This window comes from Streptacidiphilus sp. MAP12-33, assembly GCF_041261265.1.
Taxonomy (GTDB): Bacteria; Actinomycetota; Actinomycetes; order Streptomycetales; family Streptomycetaceae; genus Streptacidiphilus.
The window spans coordinates 115,340-139,057 of sequence record NZ_JBGCCA010000020.1 but is presented as its reverse complement, the minus strand read 5'-3'; the positions used below and the strand labels follow the sequence as shown (position 1 = coordinate 139,057).

Sequence of the window (23,718 nt, the reverse complement as noted above, 5' to 3'; positions counted from 1 at the left end):
ACACCTTGGGGGGAAAGTGACCGACTTCGCGGAGCCCGAGGGCCCGCTGCGCCGGCAGCTTGCTTTCGTCGGCCAGGAGGCCGAGAGGATCCTGGTGGCGGTGAAGCGGCACCAGAAGGGCGACCGCCGTCGCGCCTTCGGGCTGCAGATGGCGACCGTCACGCTCTCGGCCTGCTCCACGGTCCTGCTGGGCGTCCGGGTCGGCGATCCGGGCCGGCAGGTGCTGCTGGACATCGCGTTGGGCATCAGCGCCCTCGTCACCGTGCTGGCCGCCTGGGAGGCCTTCTTCTCGCACCGCTCCCTGTGGATCCTGGCCAGCCGCACCGTCCTGCGGCTGGAGATCCTCAAGGGCGACGTCGACTACTGCGCGGAGGGGCTCACCGGCGAACCGGACCGCGAGGCGGTCGACGCGTTCCACCAGCGGCTCAAGCAGATCCGCGAGGAGCACGAGACGGCGTGGGCCAAGCTGCGCGGCCGCGAGGACGCCACCGCGTAGGTCCGGGGAGTTCCTCGCCCCGCGTGCAGCCTCCCCGCCGTCCGCGGCATCAGCTCTGCGACAGGGAACACACGGAGCGGAGCAGGGGGTGGCACATCGCACCGCATCTGGCGGGGAAGGCCCTCCTGCCGGGCCTGCGCTGTGTGACCCGGGCCGACCGCTACGAGGGTGGCGGTCGGCCCGGCATCGTGGCACAGGAGCGGCCGACGCGCCCGGATACCGCCGAACGAAGGGTTGGACCGGACCAGGAAGAGGGACGGCCGCACCGCGCTGACCTGCGGTGTCAGGCCGTCTTCCCAGGTCGCGCGCCGGTTGACAGAGGCGCCGGACCCCCGAGTAGGTTCGTCGTCGTCCACCGGACAGCAGACCCACGCCAAACCCGTGACCGCCGTTGGCCTCCGCCGCCAGGAGCCCGCGCAGACGGACCGGGGAGCGTGGGCCTCGGCACCGGGGGCACGGCAGCGTGCCTCCGGACCGACAGGTGTGGACCCCGGGCTCGGCCCGGACGCTCAGTAGACAACGGCTTCTGGTCGACCCGCAGCCAGCAGGTCCCGAGCCGGACCGAAGAGCGTCCGGGCCGTTTCCGTGCCGTCCCGGTGCCGTCCCGGTGCCGTCCTGGTTCCGTCCAACTGCCGTTCGTGCGGGAGGACCGGAGGCACCTCTCTCACCTGCGCTTAACCGCAGGATGTACCGTCATCCCACAGCCCATGGACCCCACTGCTGCGGATTGGCGGCGAACGTGCCCTTGACCCTGGAATCGGAGGACCGTTCCAAGGACCTCGCGGAGTCCGGAGCGCGCCCCTCGCGCCTCCGCCGCATCGGCGCCCACCTGTGGCGTGGTGCCCCGCGCAGCGCCCTGGCGGCTCTCTGCGGGATCGCGCTCGCCCTGTCCTTCCCCTCGGCGGGCGTCTGGCCGCTGTCGGTCCTCGCGGTCGCGGGCCTCAGTCTGCTCACCTACGGGCGCACGGCCCGGCAGGGCGCGTGGACGGGCTTCGTCTTCGGCCTGGTCTTCATGCTCTGGCTGCTGACCTGGATCGACGTCATCGGCTACGACGCCTGGGCGCTGCTCTCCGTCGCGGAGGCCGCTTTCGTCGCGCTGATGGGAGCCGGGCTCGCCGTGGTCTCGCGGCTGCGCTTCTGGCCGCTGTGGACGGCCTGCCTGTGGGTCGCCCAGGAGTGGGCCCGCGACCGGGTGCCGCTCGGCGGCTTCCCCTGGGGCCGCCTGGCGTTCGCCAACACCTCCTCCCCGTTCACGCCGCTCGCCTCGCTCGGCGGGGCGCCGCTGGTCAGCTTCGCCGTCGCGCTCAGCGGCGCGCTGCTCGCCGCCGCCGTGCTGGTGCTGCGGACGCGTGAGGGCCGGGCGACCGGCCTGCGCGTCGGCATCGCGTCCGGCGTCGGCGCGGTCGCGGCCGGTCTGGTCGGCTACGCGATCCCGCTGCCGACCGCCGGTACCACCGCCGGCGGCCCGGCCTCCGCGCAGATCGCGGTGATCCAGGGCAACGTCCCGCACGCCGGAATGGACTTCCTGGGCCGCCCGATGCAGGTGCTGCAGAACCACGTCCAGGCGACCGTCAACCTGATGTCCAAGGTCGAGGCCGGCAAGGCGCCCCGCCCCGACCTGGTGATCTGGCCGGAGAACTCCTCCGACGTCAACCCCTACACCACCCCCGAGGCCTACGACGCGATCCAGGCGACCGCGCACCTCGCGGGCGTCCCGATGCTGGTCGGCGCGCTCGTCGACGGCCCGGACGCGCAGCACGTGCTCAACGAGGGCATCGTCTGGGACCCGGTCAAGGGCCCCGGTGCGCACTACACCAAGCAGCACCCCGTGCCGTTCGGCGAGTACGTGCCGTTCCGCTCGATCCTGATGAAGTACATCACCCGCCTCCAGCGCGTCGCCCGGGACTTCTACCCGGGCGACAGGACCGGCATCCTTCAGGTCGGCCCGGCGAAGGTCGGCGACGTGATCTGCTTCGAGGTCGCCTACGACGGCATCGTCCACGACGCGGTGGCCAAGGGCGGCCGGGTGCTGGTCGTGCAGACCAACAACGCCACCTACGAGCACACCGACCAGCCGGACCAGCAGTTCGCGATGTCGAGGCTCCGCGCGATCGAGCACGGCCGGGCCGTGGTCATCGCCGCGACCAGCGGCATCAGCGCGGTCATCGCGCCGGACGGGTCGGTCGTGGCCCGCACCCAGCTGGCCACCCAGGCCGAGCTCGACGTCAAGGTCCCGCTGCGCGACGGCCTCACCCTGGCCGACCGGGTCGGCGCGGGCCCGGAGTGGGCGCTGTCCTTCGTGGGCCTGGGCGCGGTGGGCTTCGCGGTGTGGACGCGCCGTCGCCGGAAGGCGTCCGGAACACCCGCCTGACCTCGGGCGTTCTACGGTGGAAGCCTGACCCGACCCATGAAGGGCCCTGCCGTCGTGCGCGCGTCCCGACTCAAGCGATTCCTGCCCCTGCTCGTCGCGGCCTACGTGCTGCTCGAACTGTGGCTCGTGGTGACCGTGGCCGGTCTGATCGGCTGGCTGCTGGTGCTGTTGCTGCTGCTGGCCGGCTTCGTGGCCGGCGCGTCCGTGATCAAGCGCGCCGGCCTGAAGGCGTTCGCGGCGGCGCGCAAGGGCAGCATGCCCGAGGGCGAGGCGCGGACCGCGGTGACCGTCGCGGGCGGGGTCCTGCTGATGGTCCCGGGCTTCCTCTCGGACGCCCTCGGGCTGCTCTGCCTGATCCCGCCGGTGGCCAAGCGTCTCCAGCGCGCCCCGATGGCCCTGCTGCGCCGCGGCCCCCTCGGTGACGCGGTCCGCCTCCAGGAGCAGGTCCGCATGCACCGCCCCGACGGCAAGGTCGTCCCGGGCGAGGTCGTCCACGAGGACGGCACCCCGGCCTCCGGCCCGTACGACTACGGCCGCCGCGACGACGAGGGCCCGTACGGCGAGCTGCGCCGCTGACCCGGAAGGGAGACGGGGGCATGGCTGACCCGCGGCGAGACCGTTCCGCCTCGTGGCCGGCCTGTCGCCTGAGCTCGAGCAACTTGCCGAGCGCCTGCGGTTGAGCATCGAGCGGAGCTGGGAGGACTTGAGCCGCTATGGAAGGCAACCCCTCCGGGGTTTCCTTCCGTGGGGAGATCGAGGCCGGCTTCGTCGACCTGCGGACCGGGTCGGAGGGCGGCTGACGCCGGCTGGAGAACGCGACGAGGCCCGGGCTCCCCTGGAGGGGGAGCCCGGGCCTCGTCGTCAAGGGCGCGCTAAGCGCTCTTGCGGTCCCGCGGGTGTACCGCGATGTTCATTCCTCCGGAGCGCAGTACCGCCAGACGCTCGGCGAGGACCTCTTCGAGTTCCTCACGCGTGCGCCGCTCCATCAGCATGTCCCAGTGGGTGCGGACCGGCTTGGTCTTCTTCTCTTCTGGCTCGTCACCGTCGATCAGCAGCGCTTCGCTGCCGCAGAACCGGCACTCCCAGATGTGCGGGATCTCGGCTTCCACCGAGAACGGCACCTCGAAGCGGTGTCCGTTCGCGCATGCGTACTCGACGGTCTGGCGAGGCGCCAGATCGATACCGCGGTCGGTCTCGTAGCTGGTCGCCCCGAGTCGCGTGCCGCGGAGAGCTCGCTCACTCATGAATCGTGCCTCCCGGGCTCTTGGCCCACAAGCCTGGATGTCGCTGTCTTCGTCGGTCCGTACAACGTGCGGCAACCGTCGAAGATTCCCGCGGTGGTGGCGTGACTTAGGTCGCGCCGACCAAGTTTGTACCCACCTGCGTCCGATTTGTCACATCTGAGGGCGATTATCACCCTCGGTTGACGTATCGTGCCGCGCAGTCACGAATGGACAGCCTCCGCCGGATGCTCACGAGATGTTCGGTGCCTCGTTGCCGACGGCCTCGATCGCCCGGCGCACCGGCACCCGGGTGAGCAGCAGGAAGCCGATCGCGAAGAAGACCAGCAGCGAGATGATCGCGATCCGGTAGCTGCCGGTCCACTGGAAGGCGAGCCCGAAGACCAGCGGGCCCATCCAGCTGGTGCCGCGGTCGCTGATCTTGTAGAGGCTGAAGTACTCCGCCTCGTGCCCGGCCGGGATCAGGTGGGAGAAGAGCGAGCGGGACAGCGCCTGGCTGCCGCCCAGCACCAGGCCGATGGCGGCGGCCAGCGTGTAGAACCAGATCGGCTGGTGCGCGGGCATCACGTAGCCGAAGGCGAGGGTGACCACCCAGGCGACCAGCGAGCCGAGGATGGTGCGCTTGGCGCCCCAGCGGCCGGCCATCCGGCCGAGCAGCAGCGCGCCGCCGATGGCGACGATCTGGACCAGCAGCACGCCCGCGATCAGCGTGGTCTGGCTCATGCCCAGTTCCTCGCTGCCGTAGAGGGAGGCCTGGGAGATGACCGTCTGGATGCCGTCGTTGTAGCAGAGGAAGGCGACCAGGAAGAGCAGCGTCAGCGGGTACTTCCGCATCCCGCGCAGCGTGCCCAGCAGCTCCCGCAGTGTTCCGCCCGCGTGCTCGTCCACGGGCCTGGTCACCGGGGCCAGCCCGGCGCGCTGGGGCAGCCGCAGCATCGGGAAGATCGTGAAGGTGGCCCACCACAGGCCCGCCGAGGCCAGGCAGAGCCGCACCGCGGTGCCGCTGGAGAGGCCGAGCGCGCTGTGGCCGAGGAAGAGGGCGAGGTTCAGTACGAGCAGCAGTCCGCCGCCGCCGTAGCCGAAGGCCCATCCCTTGGAGGAGATCGCGTCGCGTTCGTCCGGCGCGGCCAGGCCCGGCAGGAAGGCGTTGGCCAGCGCCGCCGAGACGGCGTAGCAGACGTTCGCGAGGACCAGCAGCGCTCCGCCGAGCAGGTAGTTGTGGCCGCCCAGGAAGAACATCCCGAGGGTGGCCGCCGCGCCGACGTAGGCGAAGGCGCCGAGCAGGGTCTTGTGCCGTCCGGAGCGGTCGGCCGCCGCGCCGGCCAGCAGCATGACGGCGACCGAGATGATCACGGAGAACGAGACCGTGTACGGGAAGTACGAGCCCGCGCGGACGGTGAGCCCGAGCGGGTGGACGTCGCCGTGGGAGTCCGCGGCGCTCTTGGCGATGTCGGTCAGGTAGGGGCCGAGGAACACCGTCAGGACGGTGGCCGAGAACGCGGCGTTGGCCCAGTCGTTGAGGTACCAGCCGAGCTGGGCCCGCTTGAGATCGGCGGTGGTCTCCGTCGGGGACGGCGCCGGTGCAGAAGTGATCAAATCCAGGCTCCGCGCTCGGTCAGGACATCGCGCAGGACGTCGATGCGATCCGTCATGATGCCATCAACACCGAGATCGAGCAGTGACGTGATTCGCTCGGCCTCGTTGACGGTCCAGACGTGCACCTGGAGGCCGAGCGCGTGGGCCGTCTCCAGGAAGGCGCGGTCGACCAGGCGCGGCCCGGTGTCGCCGCCGCCCAGCATCCGCTCGGGCACCTGCAGGCAGACGGCCCGGCGGCGCGCGGCACGGGCCAGCGGCACGCGCCCCCCGGCCAGCGCGCGCAGCTTGACCGCGGCGACCGCGCGCGGTCCCGCGGCGGTGGCCAGCCGCGGGCCTGCGGCCGCGCGGACCGCCGCGAGGCGCGCCTCGGAGAAGGAGCCCGCGCAGACGCGGTCCCAGGCGTTGGTGCGCCGCACCGCGTCCACGAGGGGGTGGACCGCGGCCGGCGCCTTCACGTCGATGTTGAACCGGGCCTCGGGGAAGGCGTCGAGCAGCTCCTCCAGGGTCGGTATGGGCTCGCGTCCGCCGATCCGGGCGGCGGAGACGGTGCGCCACGGCAGTTGGGCGATCGCGCCCTCGCCGTCGGTGACCCGCTCCAGGCGTTCGTCGTGGAAGGCGACCAGTACCCCGTCGGCCGTCGTGTGGACGTCCGTCTCCAGGTAGCGGTAGCCGAGCCGGACGGCGCGTTCGAAGGCGGCCACGGAGTTCTCCGGCCCGCCGAGGGTGCCGCCGCGGTGGGCGAAGGCGAGCGGGCCGGGGTGGTCCAGATACGGGTGGCGCACCGCTGGGCGGCCGCCCCCGTCAGTGGCGTGGAGCAGGGCGGAATGGCTGGTCACGCGCAGCAGTATGCCGTTTCGTGCGGGTTGTGCGGTGCATGACCGGTGTGGGCCTGCGCACGTTCTGGCGCGGGAGTGGCGCGCTGTTACCACACTGCCACCAAAAGTCATCAATCGCTTGACGGGCCTCACCCTCCTGGATGAAATTGAGGCGCCGACCGCGGGTGGCATATTCCACGGTGAGCTCCGTATTCTCCGGGCGTCTGTTCGGCATGCCTTTCTGCGCACTCTGTCATAAGTATCCGACGGAATCTGATCGAAATTGATAGGTCGATGTCTGAGCGAGATCGAATGACCCGTGCCTTACCTCAGGCCGTGGTCGCGGCGCTGACCGCGCAGAGCGGCGCGGGAGCGACCGGCACGCTGTCCGCCTCCGGCGACCCGGGCGGGCTGCTGCGGCTGCACGGTGGCCGTGTGGTCGGCGTCGAGAGCCCCGGCGCGCCGGGCGTGGAGGCGCTGCTGCTGCGGTCGGGCCGGGTCCTGGAGGCCTCCTGGGTCGCCGCCTACCAGGCCGGCGCGGCGCACGGCCGGCTGGCGATCGAGCTGGTCCGCCGCGGGCTGGTGGGCGCGGCCGAGCTGGAGGCGGTCTGCCTGATGGCCCTGTTCGACGCGGCCTTCGCCGTCGCGGCGGGGGCGGTCGACGACTGCCGCTGGGAACCGGCCGAACCGCCGGTTGCCGGCCCCGGGCCGGACCCGTCCGGCGGGTTCGGGGCCGCCGGAGGCGCCGGGCGTGAGTCGTGGACGTGGGGAGTGGCGCGGGTCGAGGTCGAGCAGGTGTGCGCGGAGACCGCGCGGCGGCTCACCGCGTTCGCGGAGCTGACCGCGCCGGTGCGGCCGGGGAAGGACAGGCTGGTGGCGGTGACCGACGTGGGCGCGGGGCCGGTGGCGCCCGGCGGGTCCGGGTCCTGGGCGGCCGCGCCGGGCTGGGGCGGCGCGGGACTGCGGGCCACCAGCGGTCTGCGTCGGGAGGTGCTGGGCCTCGCCGACGGGCGCCGGACCGCGCGCGACATCGCCTTCATGCTCGGACGCGGCGTCTACCCGGTCGCCGTCGAGGCCTCGCGGCTGGTCGCGGACGGGCTGCTGCGGATCGGCGGTGCGCACCACGAGGGCGGCGAGGTCCGCGCCCTGCTGGCGCCCCGCCATGCCGCGCCGCCGCCGGTGTCCCCGGCCGTCCCGGCCGATCCTCCGGGTGGCGCGACCTCCGGCGGGCCGGGCCCGTCCGGGCCGGTGGTGCTGCCGCGGCGGCCGAGCCGGGCGAGCCGCTCATGACCGAGGCCGGGACCTGGGCGGAGCACACGCACGGGGAGGCGGCTCCGGGGGCCCTGGAGAGCGCGATGCGGATTCCCGGAGCGGTCGCGGCGGCCTTCGGGGATCTGGGCAGTGGGCGGGTGCTCGGCACGACCTCCCGTCCGGCGCAGACCGGGGGCGTTCCGGTGCCGCTGGGAAAGGTGGCACTCGGTATAGCCATGGGCGCCGTCGCGGATTTCGGCGGGGTCGACGGCGGCCCACCGGAAAACGGTCAGGCGGTGGAGGAGGTCATCATCACCGGCCGCCGGTATTTCTGCCTCTGGCAGGCGGCGCGAATGCGTTCCGGTGAATGGCACGCGTTCATCCAGATTTCCCTCGACCGCACCAAGGCGAATCTCGCGATGGCCCGGCTGGACCTAAGGGCGGTCGCGGAATGCCTGCCTGGCGCGGTCGAGTACCACCGGCGTTCCGACCTGACGCGCACCGGCCCGCTTCCCGAGCCGCCCGCGGCTCCGGAGCCGTCGCCCGTGGAAGAGGGAGAGGACCTGCCGCGTCGTCGGCCGGGGGTGCAGATCCCCGGTGCGGTCCCGGCCGCGCGCGCCGCGCCCGTGGCGGAGTCGACGCTCCGTCAGATCCTGTGGGGACTCAAGCGGTACCGATGACCGGCGCACCGATGACCGGTGCCTGGGGAGGGAGAGAGTGGATGAGCCAGGAGGTGCTCGTCGCCGAGATCCGCGGACTGCGCGAGCGGCTGCCGGGGATCACCGACGCGGCCGTCGCCGCCGTCGACGGCTTGCTGGTCGCGGCGGACACCGCCGCTGAGGTGGACCCGGAGTCCTTGGCGGCGCTGGCCGCCGCCAGTCTGGGGCTGGCCCGTCGGACCGCCGCCGTATCCGGCCGCGGCCCGCTGCGCCGGACCGTCACCTACTGCGGCGGCGGCTACGCCGTCGTCTACGCGGTGGGGGAGACCGCACTGCTCGCGGTCCTCGGTGACGAGGGCCTCGACCTCGCGCGGCTGCATCTGGAGGCCGGCGCGCTCATCGAGCGCCTGGACGACCTGTTGCGCGGCCGCGCCACCTGACCGATCGCCACGACGTGAACTGTCGCGCCGCCCGAGACCGAGTGGGCGCCCGAGACCGAGTATGGGGAAGAGCATCATGAACAATCCATCGGCGAGCATGTCCGACCGGATCACCGAGCTCGTCAAGCATCTGCGCAACGACGTGCCCGACTGCCTGGCCGCGGGTGTGATCGACCTGGCCACCGGCATGCTGCTGACCGTGGAGACCGTCGACACCCACCCGCCGGAGGTCCTGGACCTGCTGGCCGCGGCGACCTTCGAGCTGTTCCAGGGCCGCAACGTGGTGATGATCGAGAACATCTTCAAGGAGCGGCGCGGGGTGAGCTCCGACCGGCACTACTTCCAGGAGGTGCTGGTCAACAGCGACAACCTGACGCACCTGTTCATCCGGATGGAGGGCGTGGACGAGATGGTCTCGGTGGTGGTCTGCCGCCGGACCGTGAACGTCGGGATGCTCTTCGCGCAGACCCGCCGGGTCATCAAGGAGCACGGCCCGATGTGAGGCGTCATCCGGCGAGCGTCAGCCCCTTCGCCGCCAGCGCCAGCTTCAGCAGGCGCAGCGCGCGGGGGCCGACGCCGTCCAGGGACCGGATGCGCGTCTCCGGAGCGCCGTGCAGGTCGGCGAGGCAGTGGTAGCCCGCCTGCTCCAGTGCGCGGCGGGCGGACTGCGCCAGCCCGGTCGGCAGGTCGTCGGTCGTCATGAGGGGAGGCCCTCCGGCGGGAGCGGGTGGGGACGGACGGGTAGGGAACGGCGCACGGCCGTCCCCTACCCGTTCCCGGTGCGCGGGTCACCTGGGCAGCGGCTCAGATGCCGCCCAGCTCACGCTCGACGGCCGCCAGTTCCTCGACGGAACCCTGCACCTTGGGCCCGGTGAACCAGTGCCGGGCCGAGAACAGCCACATGCCGCCCGCGAAGCCGAGCACCACCAGCACCGCGATCGGCGCGTAGTTGAAGCTGGTCCGGGTGACCGGACTGGTCGTCGGGAGCATGAACAGCACCGTGATGATCGCGACCCAGGCCACCGCGGCGATGCCGATCGGCCGGCTCCAGCGGCCGAGGTGCCAGGGCCCGCGCACGAACGAGTCGCCGAGGCGCACCCGCAGGAACGTCGGTATCACGTAGGCGATGTAGAGGCCGATGACCGCGATCGAGGTGACGGCCGTGTAGGCGGTCACGTTCCACAGGTACGGCAGCCCGAGCAGGAAGGCGCCGACGGCGGCCAGCCAGACGCCGTTGGTGGGCGTCTTGGTCCGCGGGTTGATCCGGTGCCACAGCGACGAGCCGGGGATCGCGCCGTCCCGCGAGAACGCGTAGATCATGCGGGAGTTGGCGGTCACCGAGGCCATGCCGCAGAACAGCTGGGCGCCGATCACCACCAGGAGCAGCAGCTTGCCGCCGGTCGCGCCGACCGCGTCCATGAAGATCTGCGCAGGCGGCTCGCCGGTGGGCGAGGCGAGCTCGCCGCTGTAGTTCTGGATGGCGAAGGTGATGCCGATGAGCAGCACCCAGCCCGCCACCAGCGAGACCAGGATGGACATCACGATGCCCCGCGGTCCGGAGCGGGCCGCGTCCTTGGTCTCCTCGGTCATGTGCGCCGAGGCGTCGTAGCCGGTGAAGGTGTACTGGGCCAGCAGCAGGCCGAGCGCGGCGACGTAGAGCGAGCTGGTCCAACCGGTGCCGTTGACGAAGTGCCCGAAGACGAACCCGGCGGACTGGTGCTTGCTCGGGACGATGGCGAGCGCGCCCACGATCACCAGCACCCCGACGATGTGCCACCAGACGCTCACGTTGTTGAGCAGGGCCACCAGCTTGACGCCGAAGGTGTTGAGGGCGCCGTGGACGAGCAGGATCACCCCGAAGGTGATCACGGTGTTGGCGGGCGTGGCGGCGTACCAACCCTGCAGCGCCGCCAGCGCGGTGATGAACTGCGCGGCGCCGAAGTCGATCGCGGCGGTCACGGCGACCTGGCCGAGGAAGTTGAACCAGCCGGTGAACCAGCTGTAGACCGGCCCGTTGTTCGGCGACAGCTTGGCCGCCCAGTAGTAGAGCCCGCCCGCGGTCGGGTAGCTGGAGCAGACCTCGGCCATGGCGAGGCCGACCAGCAGGGTCATCAGGCCGACGATCGGCCATCCCCAGACCAGGACGGCGGGCCCGCCGGTGCTCATGCCCGTGCCGTAGAGGGTCAGGCAGCCCGAGAGGATCGAGATGATGGTGAAGGAGACCGCGAAATTGGAGAAGCCGGACATGGTCCGGGCCAACTCCTGGGCGTAGCCGAGTTCGTGGAGGCGTTGTTCGTCGGAGGGGGCGTCGGAGGGGGCGTCGGCGGGGGCGAGTGCGGAGGATTCTGGGGACGACATGCGCACCTCTGCTGTGTGGGGTGCGGACTGCTCAATGGTATGAAGACAGTCCATTGGCGCCCTATTCAGCACCCCGGCGCGGGGCGCCGTCAAGGGTTCTCGCCCAGGAGGCGCCCAGGAGAGGCCAATTCTGTTGACCGGCACGGTGGAAGTCCGCGAGGCTTCCTCGCGATGACACGAACCGATCTGCCGCCGTCCTTCGACGAGCGCGCCACGCTGACGACGTTCCTCGACTACGCCCGGGAGACCGCCCGCGAGAAGTGCGCGGAGGTGAGCGCCGACGACGCCCGCCGCTCCCCGCTGCCCGGCTCGCCGCTGATGACCCTGTGCGGGCTGATCAGCCACCTGCGCTGGGTCGAGTACTTCTGGATCGAGGTGGTCTTCCTCGGTCAGCAGGACGAGGGCCCCTGGACGGAGGAGGACCCGGACCGCGAGATGACCATGGCGGTCGACATCCCGCTGGCGGACCTGCTGGCCGACTACGAGGCACAGAGCGCCCGTTACCGCGAGCTCGTGGCCGGCGCGGACCTGGACGCCCCGGCCGTCCGCACGCTCAGGGACGGCACCACCCGCCCCAACCTGCGCTGGATCCTCTTCCACCTGGTCGAGGAGACCGCCCGTCACAACGGGCACCTCGACATCGTGCGCGAGCTCCTCGACGGCAGGACCGGCTCCTGACGCACACCCACGACCGGCGCACGCCACGACGCAGCCCCCGATCGAGTCGATCGGGGGCTGCTGCGCTGACAGGTCCCGGAGGTCCCTCTCAGAGGAACCGCGGTGCCTCGGTCGGCATCGGGGGCACCTGGGGCATCGGGGGCAGTTCGACCGCCGGGAGGTCGAGCGGGGGGTGCTCGAGTCCGGACAGGTCGAGGGAGAGCGTCGGCTCCGTGGGCGTGGACGTGGACGCGGGTGCGGGCGTCGCCGGGATCGGCGCGAGGTCGGAGGTGGTCTCCGTGCGGGTGTCCGCGTGGGGGAGCAGGGCGATGACCGCGTCGCGCTGGTCGATCGGGGCCTCGTCGTCCAACGGGTCCGGGGTGGCCGGGACCTGGAGGCGGACCGGCGCCGCGTTGTTCAGCCGCGCGTAGCCGCGACCCGGCGGGGTGTGGCTGGACGGGGTGATGTCCAGCGGCGCACCCAGCGCGTCGAGCGCCATGTGCTGGCTGAGCGGCCCGAGCACGACACGCGCCTTGCAGCCCGCCCGGATGCCGGGACGGATCCGCTCCAGTGCGTCCAGGCGGTCCACCACCACGACGGTGACGTGCGCGGTGCGGCCGTGGCGCAGCGGGATCTCCAGCAGCTCCTGCGGATCGGGGCGGCCCTCCGCCTGGGCCAGCTCGCTGAGCTCGGAGGGGTGGTCGAGCAGCAGCCACAGCGGCCGCAGCGTGTCGGCGGGCGGCATGGCGCCGGTGCGCTTGGCCAGGTTGTGGGCGTCCAGGCGGCGTTGGGTCTCCGTGGCGGCCCACTCCAGTGCGGCGAGTGCGCCGTGCAGGCTGGTCTCCACGGTGAGGACGCCGGGGCGGCCCACCAGGCAGGCGTGCTCGCCCGTGCCCGCGCCGTCGACGACGACGATCTCGCCGTGCGGCAGCGCCTGCAACGCGAGCGAGCGCAGCAGCGTCGAGGTGCCGAAGCCGGGTGTGCCGAGCGCGAGCAGATGTGGCTCGGCCGAGCGCGGTCCGGTGCGCCACAGGACCGGCGGCTGGTGGGTCTGCGCGCCGTCCTGGTGGACCGGGATCATCCGGTTGGTGCTGGTGGTGTCGGTGAAGCCGAGCACCAGCTCGCCCGCGGCGGTGACGAAGCGCTGGGCGGCGATGTCGCCCGGCAGTGGCGGGAGCGCGGTCACCTGGAGGCGGTTGACCTCCTCGTCCCAGGTGAACCGGTACTCGCGGCTGCGTCCTACCTTGCCGTGGATCACCTGCTCGATCCGGGCGCGGGACTGCGGCTCGGTGTCGGTGAAGTAGGCCGGATAGCGCAGCTCCAGCTGGACCAGCCGGCCTTCCTCGTCGAACTCCCAGCCGCTGAAGGCGTCCTTGAAGTCGCCGCCGTGCGCGTAGAGCGGGTCGGGGTCGGACTCGTGGACCAGATACGGCGTCAGCGCCGTGTAGATCGCGGCGAGCTTGAGGTTGCTGGTGTCCGGCGCGGGCGGCGGCGGGGCCACGCGTTCGCGTCCGGCCCAGGCGGCGCTGCCCATCAGGGCGAGCAGGGCCAGCAGCGGCCCGTAGGGCAGCAGGGCGACGGCGGCGACCACGGCCACGACCAGGAACAGCGCGGGACCGCGCTTGTCCTTGGGAGTGTTGGCCCACCAGTTCTTCGCCCAGGCCAGGTGGGCCCGAAGGCCGCGGCCGATGGTGATCAGCGGGCCGAACATGTCGGCGGCGTGATCCCCGGCCGTGCGGGCCAGGGAGCGGCCGCGGGCCAGGTGTTCGGTGAAGGTCATCACGTGCTCCGGGGCAGGTGCGGGTGCGGTCGCGTCAGAACTTGATGCCGCCGAGCAGGCTGGCGAGGCTCGCTCCGCCGGCCTTGATGCTGGGCGCGATCGCGGTGCCCGCGAGGTAGAACCCGAAGAGGGCGCAGACCAGGGCGTGGGAGAGCTTGAGGCCGTCCTTGCGGAAGAACAGGAAAACGATGACTCCCAGCAGGACGACTCCGGAGACGGAGAGGATCACGAGGGGCTCCTCGGCTTTAGGGACAGCGGGGTGGTGTTGTCGTGGTGGCGGACCTGGTGGGACAGGACCGGTGCACTGTCGGTGTGACGCATCGTGAATCCATGGTCACGAAAAGTAATAAGTACTGGATAGCATGAGATCTGGTGATTCGCCGGGTCTGCACCTGCTTGCACGGGGATCGTGTCCCGTGTCGCCCGTCTGGCAGCGGCGGCGCGCGGGTGGTTCGCCCGGATGGCTGATCACCCGATTGGCCGGGGCCCGTCGGGCCCACCCCGTACGCTTCCTTCTGGCCGACCGGTTCCCTCGACAGAAAGCGCAGCGGAAGATGAGCGACCAGATCGACCCCGATGTCGTCGAGCTCGCGGGCAAGGTCTTCGACCTGGCCCGCTCGGGCGACGCCACGGCCCTGTCCGGCTACCTCGACGCCGGCGTCCCGGCCGACCTGACGAACGAGAAGGGCGACACGCTGCTGATGCTCGCCGCGTACCACGGCAACACGGCCGCGGTCCGTGCGCTCCTCGCCCACGGCGCGGACGCGAACCGCATCAACGACCGGGGTCAGACCCCGCTCGCGGGCGCCGTCTTCAAGGGTGAGCGCGACATCGTCTCCGCGCTTCTCGCTGCCGGCGCGGACCCGGACGCGGGCACCCCGTCGGCCCGGGCGGCGGCCGAGATGTTCGGTAAGACGGACCTGCTGCCGTAGCTGCAGGCCGCCCACCGCCCGCCCGGTGCCGGCCTCCGGCCCCGGGCGGCCCTTCCGCCTCGGCTACCCTCGCCGGACGTGCCCGGTCGCCGGAGCGGCTGGTCATGCGGGCCTGCTGCTGTGGCAGGAGGTGCGGATGGACCGGCTGGACATGGTCGAGGTGGTGAGCGGCCGCGCGTATCCGATGCCGAGGCTGCGGGACGCGTCCGGCGGCCGGTGGCAGCGCGCCGAGGTCGGCTGACCGGGGGCGCCGCGGCGGGCCCTGCGTAGACTCGGGCGCGGCACGTGAGGTGAGAGAACAGAGGGTGTGGGCGTGGAGCCGATACGAGTCGTCGGGTACGCGCACCCGGACGCGCAGCTGCTGATGGACGAGGTGCAGCAGGAGTACGTGAAGCGGTACGGCGACGGGGACGCCACCGTGCTGGACGCCGGGGAGTTCGAGCCGCCGAACGGCGTCTTCGCGGTCCTGTACGACCTGGACGACAGCACCCCGCTGGGCACGGGCGCGTGGCGCGCCCAGGAGGGCGGCGAGATCGGTCTCGCCGACGGCGACGCGGAGCTGAAGCGGATGTACACCCGCGCCGACGCGCGCGGCCGCGGCCTGGCCCGACGGATGCTGCGCTACCTGGAGGACGACGCCCGCCGGGCCGGCCGCGTCCGGATGATCCTGGAGACCGGCGACCAGCAGCCGGAGGCGCTGGCGCTGTACGCCTCCGAGGGCTACGAGCCGATCGTCAAGTTCGGCTACTACCGCGAGTACGACTCGGCGATCTGCCTGGGCAAGGCCCTCTGAAGGCCCTCTGACGGCTTCGGCGCCGACCCGCGCGGCCCAATCGGGGAGGCGGAGCGGGCGATCCCGCAGAAGACTGGACGCGTCTGCGTTCCCGCCGGACGCCGCTCCCGGGTGGCGTCCGGCGCAGTCCTCTCACGAAAGGGACGGCGCCATGGCCTGCCTGAACCGCAAGGATCTCGGACTGCTGGCCCTCCGGCTCGGCACCGGCGGCGTGCTCTTCGCGCACGGCGCCCAGAAGCTGTTCGGCTGGTTCGGCGGCGGCGGCCTGGAGGGCACCGCGAAGGCCATGGAGTCGATGGGCTTCCACCCGGGCGACCGCGCCGCGATCGCGGCGGGCCTGGGCGAGGCCGGCGGCGGCGTCTTCCTCGCCCTCGGCGCGGCCACCCCCGCCGCCGGCGCGGCGGCGGCCGGCGCCATGGCCGGCGCGGTCGCGGTGCACCGGCCCGGAGGCTTCTTCGCCATGAAGGGCGGCTACGAGTACCCGGCGTTCCTCGGCTTCGTCGCCGCGGGCCTCGGGCTGGCGGGCCCGGGCCGTTACTCCTTCGACCACGTGACCCGGCACCGCCTCGACCGCCCGGCGATGGTCGTCCTCGCCTTCGCGGCGAGTGCCGCCGCGGCGGCCGCGGTCGTCGGTAAGCGGGAGGCGACGGTCGCCGCACAGGCCGAGGTCGCCGAGGAGGAGGCCGAGGCGGAAGCGCAGGCCCAGGGTCCCTCCGGCTCCGCCTGAGCGCGCCTTTGCCGGGGCGCGTTGGCAGGTTGGCTACTCGTCGGTAATATCGCCTGCATGACCCAAGCCATGCCCTCGATCGCCGAGCTGCTGCCCGCCACCGTGCCGATGGTCCGCACGCTCAACCTCGCCTTCGACGAGTGCACCGCGACCCGCGCGGTGCTGCGGATGCCGGACCAGTCCGACTTCCACAACCACGTCGGCGGACCGCACGCGGGCGCGATGTTCACCCTGGCCGAGTCCGCCAGCGGCGCGATCGTCCTGGCCGCCTTCGGCGACCAGCTCTCCCGCGCGGTCCCGCTCGCCGTCGACGCGCACATCGCCTACCGGAAGCTCGCCATGGGCGAGGTCACCGCCACCGCCGAGCTCGGCCGTCCGGCGGCGGAGGTCGTCGCGGAGCTCGACGCCGGTCAGCGCCCGGAGTTCCCGGTCGAGGTGACGATCCGTCGGGCCGACGGTGAGGTCACCGGTGAGATGACCATCCGGTGGACCCTGAAGCCGAACCGCGCCCCCGAGCCCGGTCAGTAGCAGCTCCGGGCAGCACGTCACCGCGCGGCGGTGAAGGCCCCGTCCGTCAGGACCGGGACGACCGACGAGGCGTCCTGCTCGGTCGCGACGGCGACGTCGTCGGCGAAGCCGCCGTGGGTGAGTTCCCGTCCCGAGGAACTGCCCGCGACGGCGCGGCGCACGTCCGGCGTGGCCGTGAACGCGGCCGCCGCCGCGGCGGCCTCGACGGAGAGCGCGCCCTCGCCGGTCCGCTCCCGCAGCGCCGCGATGACGGCCCCCGCGCCCAGCAGGTCCTCCAGCGCGGGCCGCAGCGATCCGTCGGGCCAGTGCTCGCCCGAGGCGATCACCGCGACGGGCCGGGCGGGCGTGCCGTAGCCCTGCCGGTCCAGCCAGCGGCCCACGGCCGCCGCGTTGCGCAGCGCCCCGGCGACCACCGTGGCCCCGCGAGCCGTCGCGGCGATGGCGGACCCGTTGGGGGAGGGCAGCACCAGCCGCGGGGTGAACGGCGCCCGCCGCAGCGCGGCCGGTGACAGCGACCACGGCGACGCCGCCGTGGCCTGCCGGCGCCCGGCTGCCAGCTCCGCGTCCACCTGCCCGGCGAAGGCTGCGGCCGTCTCGTCGCGCCACCGGTACGGGAAGACCCGTGTCCCGGCCTCGGCCGCCACGGTGACGGAAGTGGTGAACGACAGGACGTCGACCACCACCAGGCACGCGACCCGCGCCGCCAGTCGCTCCGCGCCCGCGGCGCCCCACTCGAACCGGATCCCGTGCCCCGCCTGCGTGAACCATTCGTCCATGACGGACGATCATGTCATTCCACGAAGCGGGCAGGGGCCCGACGTCCGATCGTCCCACGATGCGTGGTCGCCCGACTACGCTGGGCTGCATGGTCGACAACCGCGTCCCGCCGCTCGCGATCCCTTCGAGGCGGCGCCCGCGCGGCGACGGGGCGGAGGCCGCCCCGGCCGGGGGCGGCGGAGGCCAGTGGATCCGGCGGGCGGGGCATCGGCCGCTGTTCGTCCGCCCCACTGGGCTCTCGGATGACGCCGACACCCGCACCGATGCGGCGCCCGACGCCGGGCCGGGCCCCGTCCGAGGGCGGCCAAGGGGGTCGGAGCGCTAAAATCCCACCATGGCAGAGCGCTCGGCAGCGCCGCAGCTCCTGCTGGAGACCGACGGCGACGCGAAGCTCATCAGCCCGGACCGCAGTTACCGGCTCGGGCGCGATCCCGACAGCGACGTGGTGCTCGCAGACCCGCGGGTCTCCTGGCATCACGCCGTGCTGCACACCGCACCTGACGGCCACTGGATGCTCGACGACGAGGGCAGTACCAACGGCACCTACGTCGACGGCCAGCGCGTCCGCCACCTGGACCTGTGTCCGGGCACTCTGCTGCGCTTCGGTGACGCCCAGGACGGGGCCTGGGCCCAGCTGGAGGCCGCGCCGGAGCCGACCAGGGTCAACCGGCGCCCCTCCGCGCTGACCGTGCTGACCGGCGCCTACCGGCCGCCCACCCGCATCGCGCCGCTGCCGCAGCGGGTCCTGCGGATCGGGCGCGCCGCCGACAACGACCTCGTCGTCGACGACCTCGTGGTCTCCCGCCATCACGCCGAACTGCTGGCCGACCCCATGGGCCGGACGTACGAGATCGTCGACCTGGGCAGCCACAACGGCACGTTCGTCAACGGTCAGCCCGTCGCCCGCGCGCCGGTCGGCCCCGACGACCTGATCGGGGTCGGGCACTCGCTGTTCTGCCTCGTCGGCGACGAGCTCCAGGAGTACGTCGACACCGGCGCCGTCGGCCTGGACGTCACCGACCTGACCGTCAGGGTGGGTGGCGGCCGGACGCTGCTGGAAGGGGTCACCTTCCCCGTCGCGGAGAAGTGCCTGCTGGCCGTCGCCGGACCCAGCGGGGCCGGCAAGTCGACCCTGCTGAACGCCCTCACCGGGCTGCGCCCGGCCGAGGAGGGCAGCGTCCGCTACGACGGCCGCGACCTCTACCGGGACTTCGCGGAGCTGCGACAGCGGATCGGGCTGGTCCCGCAGGACGACATCCTGCACACCCAGCTGACCGTGCGCCGCGCCCTCGGCTACGCGGCCGAGCTGCGCTTCCCCGGTGACACCAGCAAGGCCGAACGGCAGGCCAGGGTGACCGAGGTGATCGGCGAGCTCGGCCTGGAGCAGCGCGCCGACCAGGTGATCTCCTCCCTCTCCGGCGGGCAGCGCAAGCGCGTCTCCGTCGCGCTGGAGCTGCTGACCAAGCCCTCGCTGCTCTTCCTCGACGAGCCGACCTCGGGCCTGGACCCCGGCATGGACCGTTCGGTGATGCACATGCTGCGGCGGCTGGCCGACGACGGGCGCACGGTCGTCGTGGTCACCCACAGCGTGCTCAGCCTGGACGTCTGCGACCGGCTGCTGCTGCTCGCGCCCGGCGGCCGGATCGCCTTCTACGGCCCGCCCGCCGAGGCGTTGCCGTTCTTCGGCTTCCCCGACTGGCCGGACGCCTTCGAGGCGTTCGAGGACGACCGCTCCCGGGACTGGGCGGGGGAGTTCCGCGGCTCGGAGCCCCACCGCCGCTACATCGCCCGTGCGATGGCCCGTCCGGGCGGCGCCGATGGTGCCGCAGCGCCAGGCGGCTACGGCGGACAGGGCGGCGCCTACGGCGTGACCGGCGGGGCGGGTGCACTCGGCGGGGCCGGGGCCGTCGGCGCCGCAGGCGTCCACGCGGGGGTTCTGGAACCGCCGCCCAGCCCGCCGCCCCCGCCGGCGCAGAGCTGGGGTGCGCAACTGGGCACCCTGGTGCGGCGTTACGCCGCCGCGCTCGCCGCCGACCGGACCTTCCTCGTCATCATGATCGCGCTGCCCTTCGTCATGGGCGCCATGGCCCACGCCCTCGCCGGCAGCCGGCTGGACCAGAACTCGGCGCTGAACGCCCTGCTGATCCTCTGCGTCGGCGGCGTGCTGACCGGCGCCGCCAACGCCGTGCGCGAGCTGGTCAAGGAGCGCACGATCTACCAGCGCGAGAGAGCCGTCGGCCTCTCGCGTTCCGCCTACCTCTGCTCGAAGATCGTCGTGCTGGGCACCGTCACCGTCGTGCAGGCGGTGGTGCTCACCATGGTCGGCCTCTTCGGCGTGCGGCTGAGACCGCGCGGCGGACAGGGCGTGGTGACCGCGCCGCTGCTGGAGATCACGCTCACCGTGGCGCTGCTGTCGTTCACCGCGATGATGCTCGGCCTGCTGGTCTCCGCCCTGGTGCGCAAGGAGGAGGTCACCATGCCGCTGCTGGTGCTCCTCGCGATCGTCCAGGTCGTCTTCTGCGGCGCGCTGCTCAAGCTCAACGGCGTCCCGGTGCTGGACCAGCTCTCCTGGCTGGTGCCCTCGCGGTGGGCGCTGGGCGCCATGGCGGGCACGATCGACCTGCACAGCGTCGTCCCCGGCACGCTGACCGCCGATCCGCTCTTCGCGCACCGCACCGGCACCTGGCTGCTCGACCTGGGGATGCTGGTGGTCCTGTCGGTCGTCCTGGCCTTCGCCGTCGCCCGCCTGCTGCGGCGCCACGAGCCCGTGGTGATGCGGGGATAGGCGGGGGCTGATGTCGGCCTTCACACCGAGCCCGGCGCCCGGGACGCCCTCCGGGCTGAGCGGTCGGCGCGTCGCCGGGTACCTGCTGGAGCGGGAGCTCGGCCGCGGCGGTATGGCCGTCGTCTACCAGGCCAGGGACCTGCGACTGGAGCGCACCGTCGCGGTCAAGCTGCTGTCGCCGCAGCTCGCGCTCGACGACACCTTCCGGCGGCGGTTCGAGCACGAGTCGCGGGTGGCCGCCGCGCTGGACCACCCGCACATCGTGCCGGTCTACGAGGCGGGCGAGGCCGACGGCGTGCTCTACATCGCCATGCGCTACGTCCACGGGCGGGACCTGGCCGCCCTGCTGGACCGGGCCGGCCCGCTGCCCTCCGCGCAGGCGGTCAGGATCACCGCGCAGGTCGGCTCGGCCCTCGACGCCGCGCACGCCCACGAGCTGGTCCACCGCGACGTGAAGCCCGGCAACATCCTGCTGGCCGAGGGCACCGATCCGGAGCACCCCGAGCACGTCTACCTGACCGACTTCGGCCTGACCAAGAAGTCGCTCTCGCTGAGCGGCTTCACCACCGTCGGGCAGTTCGTGGGCACCCTGGACTACGTCTCCCCCGAGCAGATCAGCGGCAAGCCCGTGGACGGCCGCTGCGACGTCTACAGCCTGGGCTGCGTCGTCTACGAGATGCTGAGCGGCGCGCCGCCGTTCCGGCGTGACGACGACTTCGCGCTGCTGTGGGCGCACCAGTACGACACCCCGCCCGCCCTCACCTCCCTGCGCGCACAACTGCCCACCGCCGTCGACGCGGTGCTGGCCCGCGCCCTCGCCAAGACCCCGCAGGAGCGCTACGACAGCTGCCTGGACCTCGTCTCGGCCCTGCGCGCCGCCTTCGCCGGCCCGGTCCCCGTCGCGCCCGGGAGCCCGGTGGCGGGGCACGCCCCGACGAGGGTGGTCACCGCGCCTCGGCACGGTTCGGATGTCGAAGCCGGGCCCGGAGAGCCGCCGGTGCCGCCGCGCTGGGCCTGGCCGGTGTTCGCTCCGGGGGTGGATCCCCACTCCCACCTGCACGGTTGACGGCTCGTCGAACTCTGCCACACTATTCCACTAACAGAATAGTGAAAGGGTGGTGTGGACGTGATCGAGTACCGGATCGACCGGCGCTCCGGGGTCGCCACCTACCTCCAGATCGTCCAGCAGACCAAACAGGCGCTCCGGCTCGGCCTGCTCCAGCCGGGGGACAAGCTCCCCACCGCCCGCGAGGTCGTGGAAGCCACGGCCATCAACCCGAACACGGTCCTCAAGGCCTATCGGGAACTCGACCGGGAGGGGCTGGTCGAGCCACGGCCCGGCCTCGGCACCTTCGTCCGGCGCACGCTCGGCAACGCGGACGCCACCGGCGACGCGGCGCTGCGCGCCGAGCTGGGCGCCTGGGTCGACCGGGCGTTCGGGGCGGGGCTGGACCGGGAGGACGTGACGGCGCTGATGGGCGCCGTCCTGGACACATACGAACAACGGGAGTCCGCCCCGGCCGAGCAGGCCGTCGGCGGCAGGGAGGGGAGCGGTTGATGGGGGACAACGTGGCCGGGCGCGAACCGGCTCTGACCGGACGGGCCGTGGCCAAGAGCTTCCGGCGCCGCCAGGCGCTGCGCGGGTGCGACTTCGAGATACCCGTCGGAGCGGTCTGCGGCCTGGTGGGCCCGAACGGCTCGGGCAAGAGCACGCTGCTCTCGCTCGCGGCGGGCCTGCGGCAGCCGAGCCAGGGGGAGTTGCGCGTCCTCGGCCTGCGACCCGGCCTGGACGAGGAGTTGCGGTCGCGGATCGCCTTCGTCGCCCAGGACAAGCCGCTCTACGCGCGGCTGACCGTCGCCGACACGCTGCGGCTGGGCCGTGAGCTCAACCCGCGGTGGGACGACGCGCTCGCCGACGAGATCGTGCGGCAGGGCCAGTTGCCGCCGACCAGCCGGATCGGGCAGCTCTCCGGCGGCCAGCGCAGCCGCGTCGCGCTCGCCCTCGCGCTCGGCAAGCGGCCGGAGGTGCTGCTGCTGGACGAGCCGATGGCCGACCTCGATCCGCTCGCCCGGCACCAGCTCATGGGCACGCTGATGGGCCAGGCCGCCGAGCACGGGACCACCGTGGTCATCTCCTCGCACATCCTGAGCGAGCTGGAGGGCGTGATCGACCACCTGCTCCTGATCGAGGGCGGCCGCGTGCGGCTGTCCGGCGAGGTGGAGCAGATCCTGGACGCGCACCGGCTGCTGCACGGCGCCGAGGGACTCCCGCTGGACGCCCACGGCATCGTCGAGGACCGCCGCACCGGACGCGGCCGCACCGCGCTCGTCCGGGCCGACGGGCCGATCGCGGAGGGCTGGCAGGTCGAGACGCCCAGCCTGGAGGAGCTGCTCCTCGCCTACCTGCGCTCGCCGCAGGCGGATCCTGCCAACTCCACTGCCCACGCCTCGCGTTCGGAGGTCGCCGCGTGACCACCGCCACTCTCGCCCCTCGCCCGGCCACGCGGGGCGGCCTGCGCCCGCGCGGACTGGGCTGGTTGATCTGGCGTCAGAACCGCATCACCCTGGCCGTTCTGACGGTCGGCTGCGCCGCGCTGATCGCCTACCTGCTGCACGAGCGCTCCGCGCTGGACACCGTGGTGGCCAGGATGAACGCCCTGCACTGCGATCCGGACAATCTCTCCAGCACGGCGTGTGCGCAGGCCGACAGTGCGCGGTACGGCATCGCCGAATCCTGGCACCAGGCCGTCTCGGCCACGCTCCTGCTGCCGGGGATCTTCGGTGCGGTGCTGGCGGCGCAGCCGCTGGCGACCGACTTCGAGCGCCGTCGGCACCTGATGCTGTGGAGCCAGTCCGTCTCTCCGCGCAGCTGGTTCACGTACCGGATGGCCCTGCCCGGCGCCGCGTTGCTCGTGCTGAGCACGGTGCTGTCGGTTGTCGTCCGCTGGGGTGGCTTCTGGTCCCACCCCGGGTTCGGCCTCTCCTCCTGGGAATCCCCCGAGGACTTCTTCGCCGTGGTCCCGGTCTTCCCGGCGCTGGTGCTGGCCACCTTCGCCCTCGGGGCCCTGGTCGGACTGTTGCTGCACCGGCCGATCCCGGCTCTCGGCGTGACCGTCGTGCTGTACGTCGCGCTCGTCTGGGCGCTGGACAAGCTGCGCCCGCATCTGATGCCGACCTTCTCGATGGTCGGCGGAACGAACGCCACGGGCATGCCCGGAAACGCCTGGGTGGTCGACGACGGCATCGTGCTGAACGGCAGATGGGTCGGCTACGGCCAGTGCCCCGGCAGGGACTGCAGCAACGCGCAGTGGTGGATGCGCTACCACACCGTCGCCCAGTTCAGTCCGATGCTCTGGATCATGACGGGCATCCTCGCCGTCCTGACCGTACTCCTGGTCCTGGCCTCCTACCGCCGCCTGCGCGCGCTCACGCGCTGAGCGGCTGCCCGTCGCCCGCTTTGCCCGCCTTTCCCACGTGCTGAGACGGGTCGTCCCGCGCACTGGGAAGGCTGG

At 72.6% G+C, this 23,718-nt stretch carries 25 protein-coding genes; 17 read left to right on the top strand and 8 right to left on the bottom strand.

Going from position 1 to position 23,718, the window contains the following annotated elements; translation table 11 throughout:
• The first annotated feature begins 16 nt into the window (after positions 1-16).
• From ABH931_RS20970 to ABH931_RS20960, 3 genes are all read left to right on the top strand, one after another.
• On the top strand, positions 17-496 hold the full coding sequence (locus tag ABH931_RS20970) for an SLATT domain-containing protein (RefSeq protein WP_370115419.1): 480 nt from the start codon (positions 17-19) through the stop codon (positions 494-496).
• A gap of 685 nt (positions 497-1,181) precedes the next feature.
• On the top strand, positions 1,182-2,867 hold the full coding sequence (lnt, locus tag ABH931_RS20965) for an apolipoprotein N-acyltransferase (protein ID WP_370115417.1): 1,686 nt from the start codon (positions 1,182-1,184) through the stop codon (positions 2,865-2,867).
• A gap of 36 nt (positions 2,868-2,903) precedes the next feature.
• Positions 2,904-3,443 carry an FxsA family protein gene (locus tag ABH931_RS20960; protein ID WP_370115416.1) on the top strand — a complete coding sequence of 180 codons (540 nt, stop codon included), beginning with the start codon at positions 2,904-2,906 and terminating at the stop codon, positions 3,441-3,443.
• Between the two features lie 296 nt (positions 3,444-3,739).
• On the opposite strand, the gene ABH931_RS20955 is transcribed toward ABH931_RS20960, so the two are convergent.
• From ABH931_RS20955 to ABH931_RS20945, 3 genes are all read right to left on the bottom strand, one after another.
• Positions 3,740-4,111: an RNA polymerase-binding protein RbpA gene (locus ABH931_RS20955; RefSeq protein ID WP_370115414.1), complete on the bottom strand. Its 372-nt coding sequence runs from the start codon at positions 4,109-4,111 to the stop codon at positions 3,740-3,742.
• Between the two features lie 228 nt (positions 4,112-4,339).
• Entirely contained in the window at positions 4,340-5,704 is a 1,365-nt protein-coding gene (locus ABH931_RS20950) for an MFS transporter (protein WP_370115412.1), read from the bottom strand.
• On the bottom strand, positions 5,701-6,540 hold the full coding sequence (locus ABH931_RS20945; RefSeq protein WP_370115410.1) for a glycerophosphodiester phosphodiesterase: 840 nt from the start codon (positions 6,538-6,540) through the stop codon (positions 5,701-5,703). The genes ABH931_RS20950 and ABH931_RS20945 overlap by 4 nt, the downstream gene beginning before the upstream one ends.
• A 291-nt stretch (positions 6,541-6,831) precedes the next feature.
• On the opposite strand from ABH931_RS20945, the gene ABH931_RS20940 reads away from it, so the two are divergent.
• The 4 genes from ABH931_RS20940 to ABH931_RS20925 all read left to right on the top strand — a co-directional run bounded on the left by ABH931_RS20940 (position 6,832) and on the right by ABH931_RS20925 (position 9,371).
• Entirely contained in the window at positions 6,832-7,809 is a 978-nt protein-coding gene (locus tag ABH931_RS20940) for a MarR family transcriptional regulator (RefSeq protein ID WP_370115408.1), read from the top strand.
• On the top strand, positions 7,806-8,450 hold the full coding sequence (locus tag ABH931_RS20935) for a hypothetical protein (protein ID WP_370115406.1): 645 nt from the start codon (positions 7,806-7,808) through the stop codon (positions 8,448-8,450). Before ABH931_RS20940 ends, ABH931_RS20935 begins: the two co-directional genes overlap by 4 nt.
• A gap of 41 nt (positions 8,451-8,491) precedes the next feature.
• On the top strand, positions 8,492-8,869 hold the full coding sequence (locus ABH931_RS20930; protein ID WP_370115404.1) for a roadblock/LC7 domain-containing protein: 378 nt from the start codon (positions 8,492-8,494) through the stop codon (positions 8,867-8,869).
• A 97-nt stretch (positions 8,870-8,966) separates the two neighbouring features.
• A complete protein-coding gene (locus tag ABH931_RS20925) occupies positions 8,967-9,371 on the top strand; it encodes a hypothetical protein (protein WP_370115446.1) in 405 nt (134 codons plus the stop codon).
• A 4-nt stretch (positions 9,372-9,375) separates the two neighbouring features.
• Here ABH931_RS20925 and ABH931_RS20920 read toward each other — a convergent pair whose 3' ends face one another.
• A complete protein-coding gene (locus ABH931_RS20920; RefSeq protein WP_370115402.1) occupies positions 9,376-9,570 on the bottom strand; it encodes a DNA-binding protein in 195 nt (64 codons plus the stop codon).
• Positions 9,571-9,673: 103 nt separating this feature from the next.
• Positions 9,674-11,227, bottom strand: coding sequence for an amino acid permease (locus ABH931_RS20915; RefSeq protein ID WP_370115400.1), 1,554 nt, complete (start codon positions 11,225-11,227; stop codon positions 9,674-9,676).
• A gap of 171 nt (positions 11,228-11,398) precedes the next feature.
• Between ABH931_RS20915 and ABH931_RS20910 the strand changes: the two genes are divergently transcribed.
• The gene (locus tag ABH931_RS20910; protein ID WP_370115398.1) at positions 11,399-11,905 is read left to right on the top strand and encodes a DinB family protein; all 507 of its coding nucleotides are present in this window, start codon (positions 11,399-11,401) and stop codon (positions 11,903-11,905) included.
• Between the two features lie 88 nt (positions 11,906-11,993).
• On the opposite strand, the gene ABH931_RS20905 is transcribed toward ABH931_RS20910, so the two are convergent.
• On the bottom strand, positions 11,994-13,664 hold the full coding sequence (locus ABH931_RS20905) for a hypothetical protein (protein WP_370115396.1): 1,671 nt from the start codon (positions 13,662-13,664) through the stop codon (positions 11,994-11,996).
• A gap of 34 nt (positions 13,665-13,698) precedes the next feature.
• Positions 13,699-13,893 carry a hypothetical protein gene (locus ABH931_RS20900; RefSeq protein WP_370115394.1) on the bottom strand — a complete coding sequence of 65 codons (195 nt, stop codon included), beginning with the start codon at positions 13,891-13,893 and terminating at the stop codon, positions 13,699-13,701.
• A 325-nt stretch (positions 13,894-14,218) separates the two neighbouring features.
• On the opposite strand from ABH931_RS20900, the gene ABH931_RS20895 reads away from it, so the two are divergent.
• From ABH931_RS20895 to ABH931_RS20880, 4 genes are all read left to right on the top strand, one after another.
• Positions 14,219-14,596: an ankyrin repeat domain-containing protein gene (locus ABH931_RS20895; protein WP_370115393.1), complete on the top strand. Its 378-nt coding sequence runs from the start codon at positions 14,219-14,221 to the stop codon at positions 14,594-14,596.
• Between the two features lie 364 nt (positions 14,597-14,960).
• Complete coding sequence (locus ABH931_RS20890; protein WP_370115444.1) at positions 14,961-15,389, top strand: GNAT family N-acetyltransferase; 429 nt, start codon at positions 14,961-14,963, stop codon at positions 15,387-15,389.
• Positions 15,390-15,540: 151 nt separating this feature from the next.
• Positions 15,541-16,116 carry a DoxX family protein gene (locus ABH931_RS20885; RefSeq protein ID WP_370115392.1) on the top strand — a complete coding sequence of 192 codons (576 nt, stop codon included), beginning with the start codon at positions 15,541-15,543 and terminating at the stop codon, positions 16,114-16,116.
• A gap of 57 nt (positions 16,117-16,173) precedes the next feature.
• Positions 16,174-16,644, top strand: coding sequence for a DUF4442 domain-containing protein (locus ABH931_RS20880; RefSeq protein ID WP_370115391.1), 471 nt, complete (start codon positions 16,174-16,176; stop codon positions 16,642-16,644).
• Positions 16,645-16,661: 17 nt separating this feature from the next.
• Here ABH931_RS20880 and ABH931_RS20875 read toward each other — a convergent pair whose 3' ends face one another.
• Positions 16,662-17,420 (bottom strand): 2-phosphosulfolactate phosphatase, encoded by a 759-nt coding sequence (locus tag ABH931_RS20875; protein ID WP_370115389.1) that lies wholly within the window; start codon positions 17,418-17,420, stop codon positions 16,662-16,664.
• Between the two features lie 335 nt (positions 17,421-17,755).
• On the opposite strand from ABH931_RS20875, the gene ABH931_RS20870 reads away from it, so the two are divergent.
• The 5 genes from ABH931_RS20870 to ABH931_RS20850 are packed head-to-tail and all read left to right on the top strand — an operon-like array spanning position 17,756 to position 23,643.
• Entirely contained in the window at positions 17,756-20,206 is a 2,451-nt protein-coding gene (locus ABH931_RS20870; protein WP_370115387.1) for an FHA domain-containing protein, read from the top strand.
• A 10-nt stretch (positions 20,207-20,216) separates the two neighbouring features.
• On the top strand, positions 20,217-21,272 hold the full coding sequence (locus ABH931_RS20865) for a serine/threonine-protein kinase (protein ID WP_370115385.1): 1,056 nt from the start codon (positions 20,217-20,219) through the stop codon (positions 21,270-21,272).
• A 60-nt stretch (positions 21,273-21,332) separates the two neighbouring features.
• Positions 21,333-21,764 (top strand): GntR family transcriptional regulator, encoded by a 432-nt coding sequence (locus ABH931_RS20860; RefSeq protein ID WP_370115383.1) that lies wholly within the window; start codon positions 21,333-21,335, stop codon positions 21,762-21,764.
• Positions 21,764-22,678 carry an ABC transporter ATP-binding protein gene (locus tag ABH931_RS20855; protein WP_370115382.1) on the top strand — a complete coding sequence of 305 codons (915 nt, stop codon included), beginning with the start codon at positions 21,764-21,766 and terminating at the stop codon, positions 22,676-22,678. The genes ABH931_RS20860 and ABH931_RS20855 overlap by 1 nt, the downstream gene beginning before the upstream one ends.
• Complete coding sequence (locus ABH931_RS20850) at positions 22,675-23,643, top strand: hypothetical protein (RefSeq protein WP_370115381.1); 969 nt, start codon at positions 22,675-22,677, stop codon at positions 23,641-23,643. Before ABH931_RS20855 ends, ABH931_RS20850 begins: the two co-directional genes overlap by 4 nt.
• Positions 23,644-23,718: the final 75 nt, after the last annotated feature.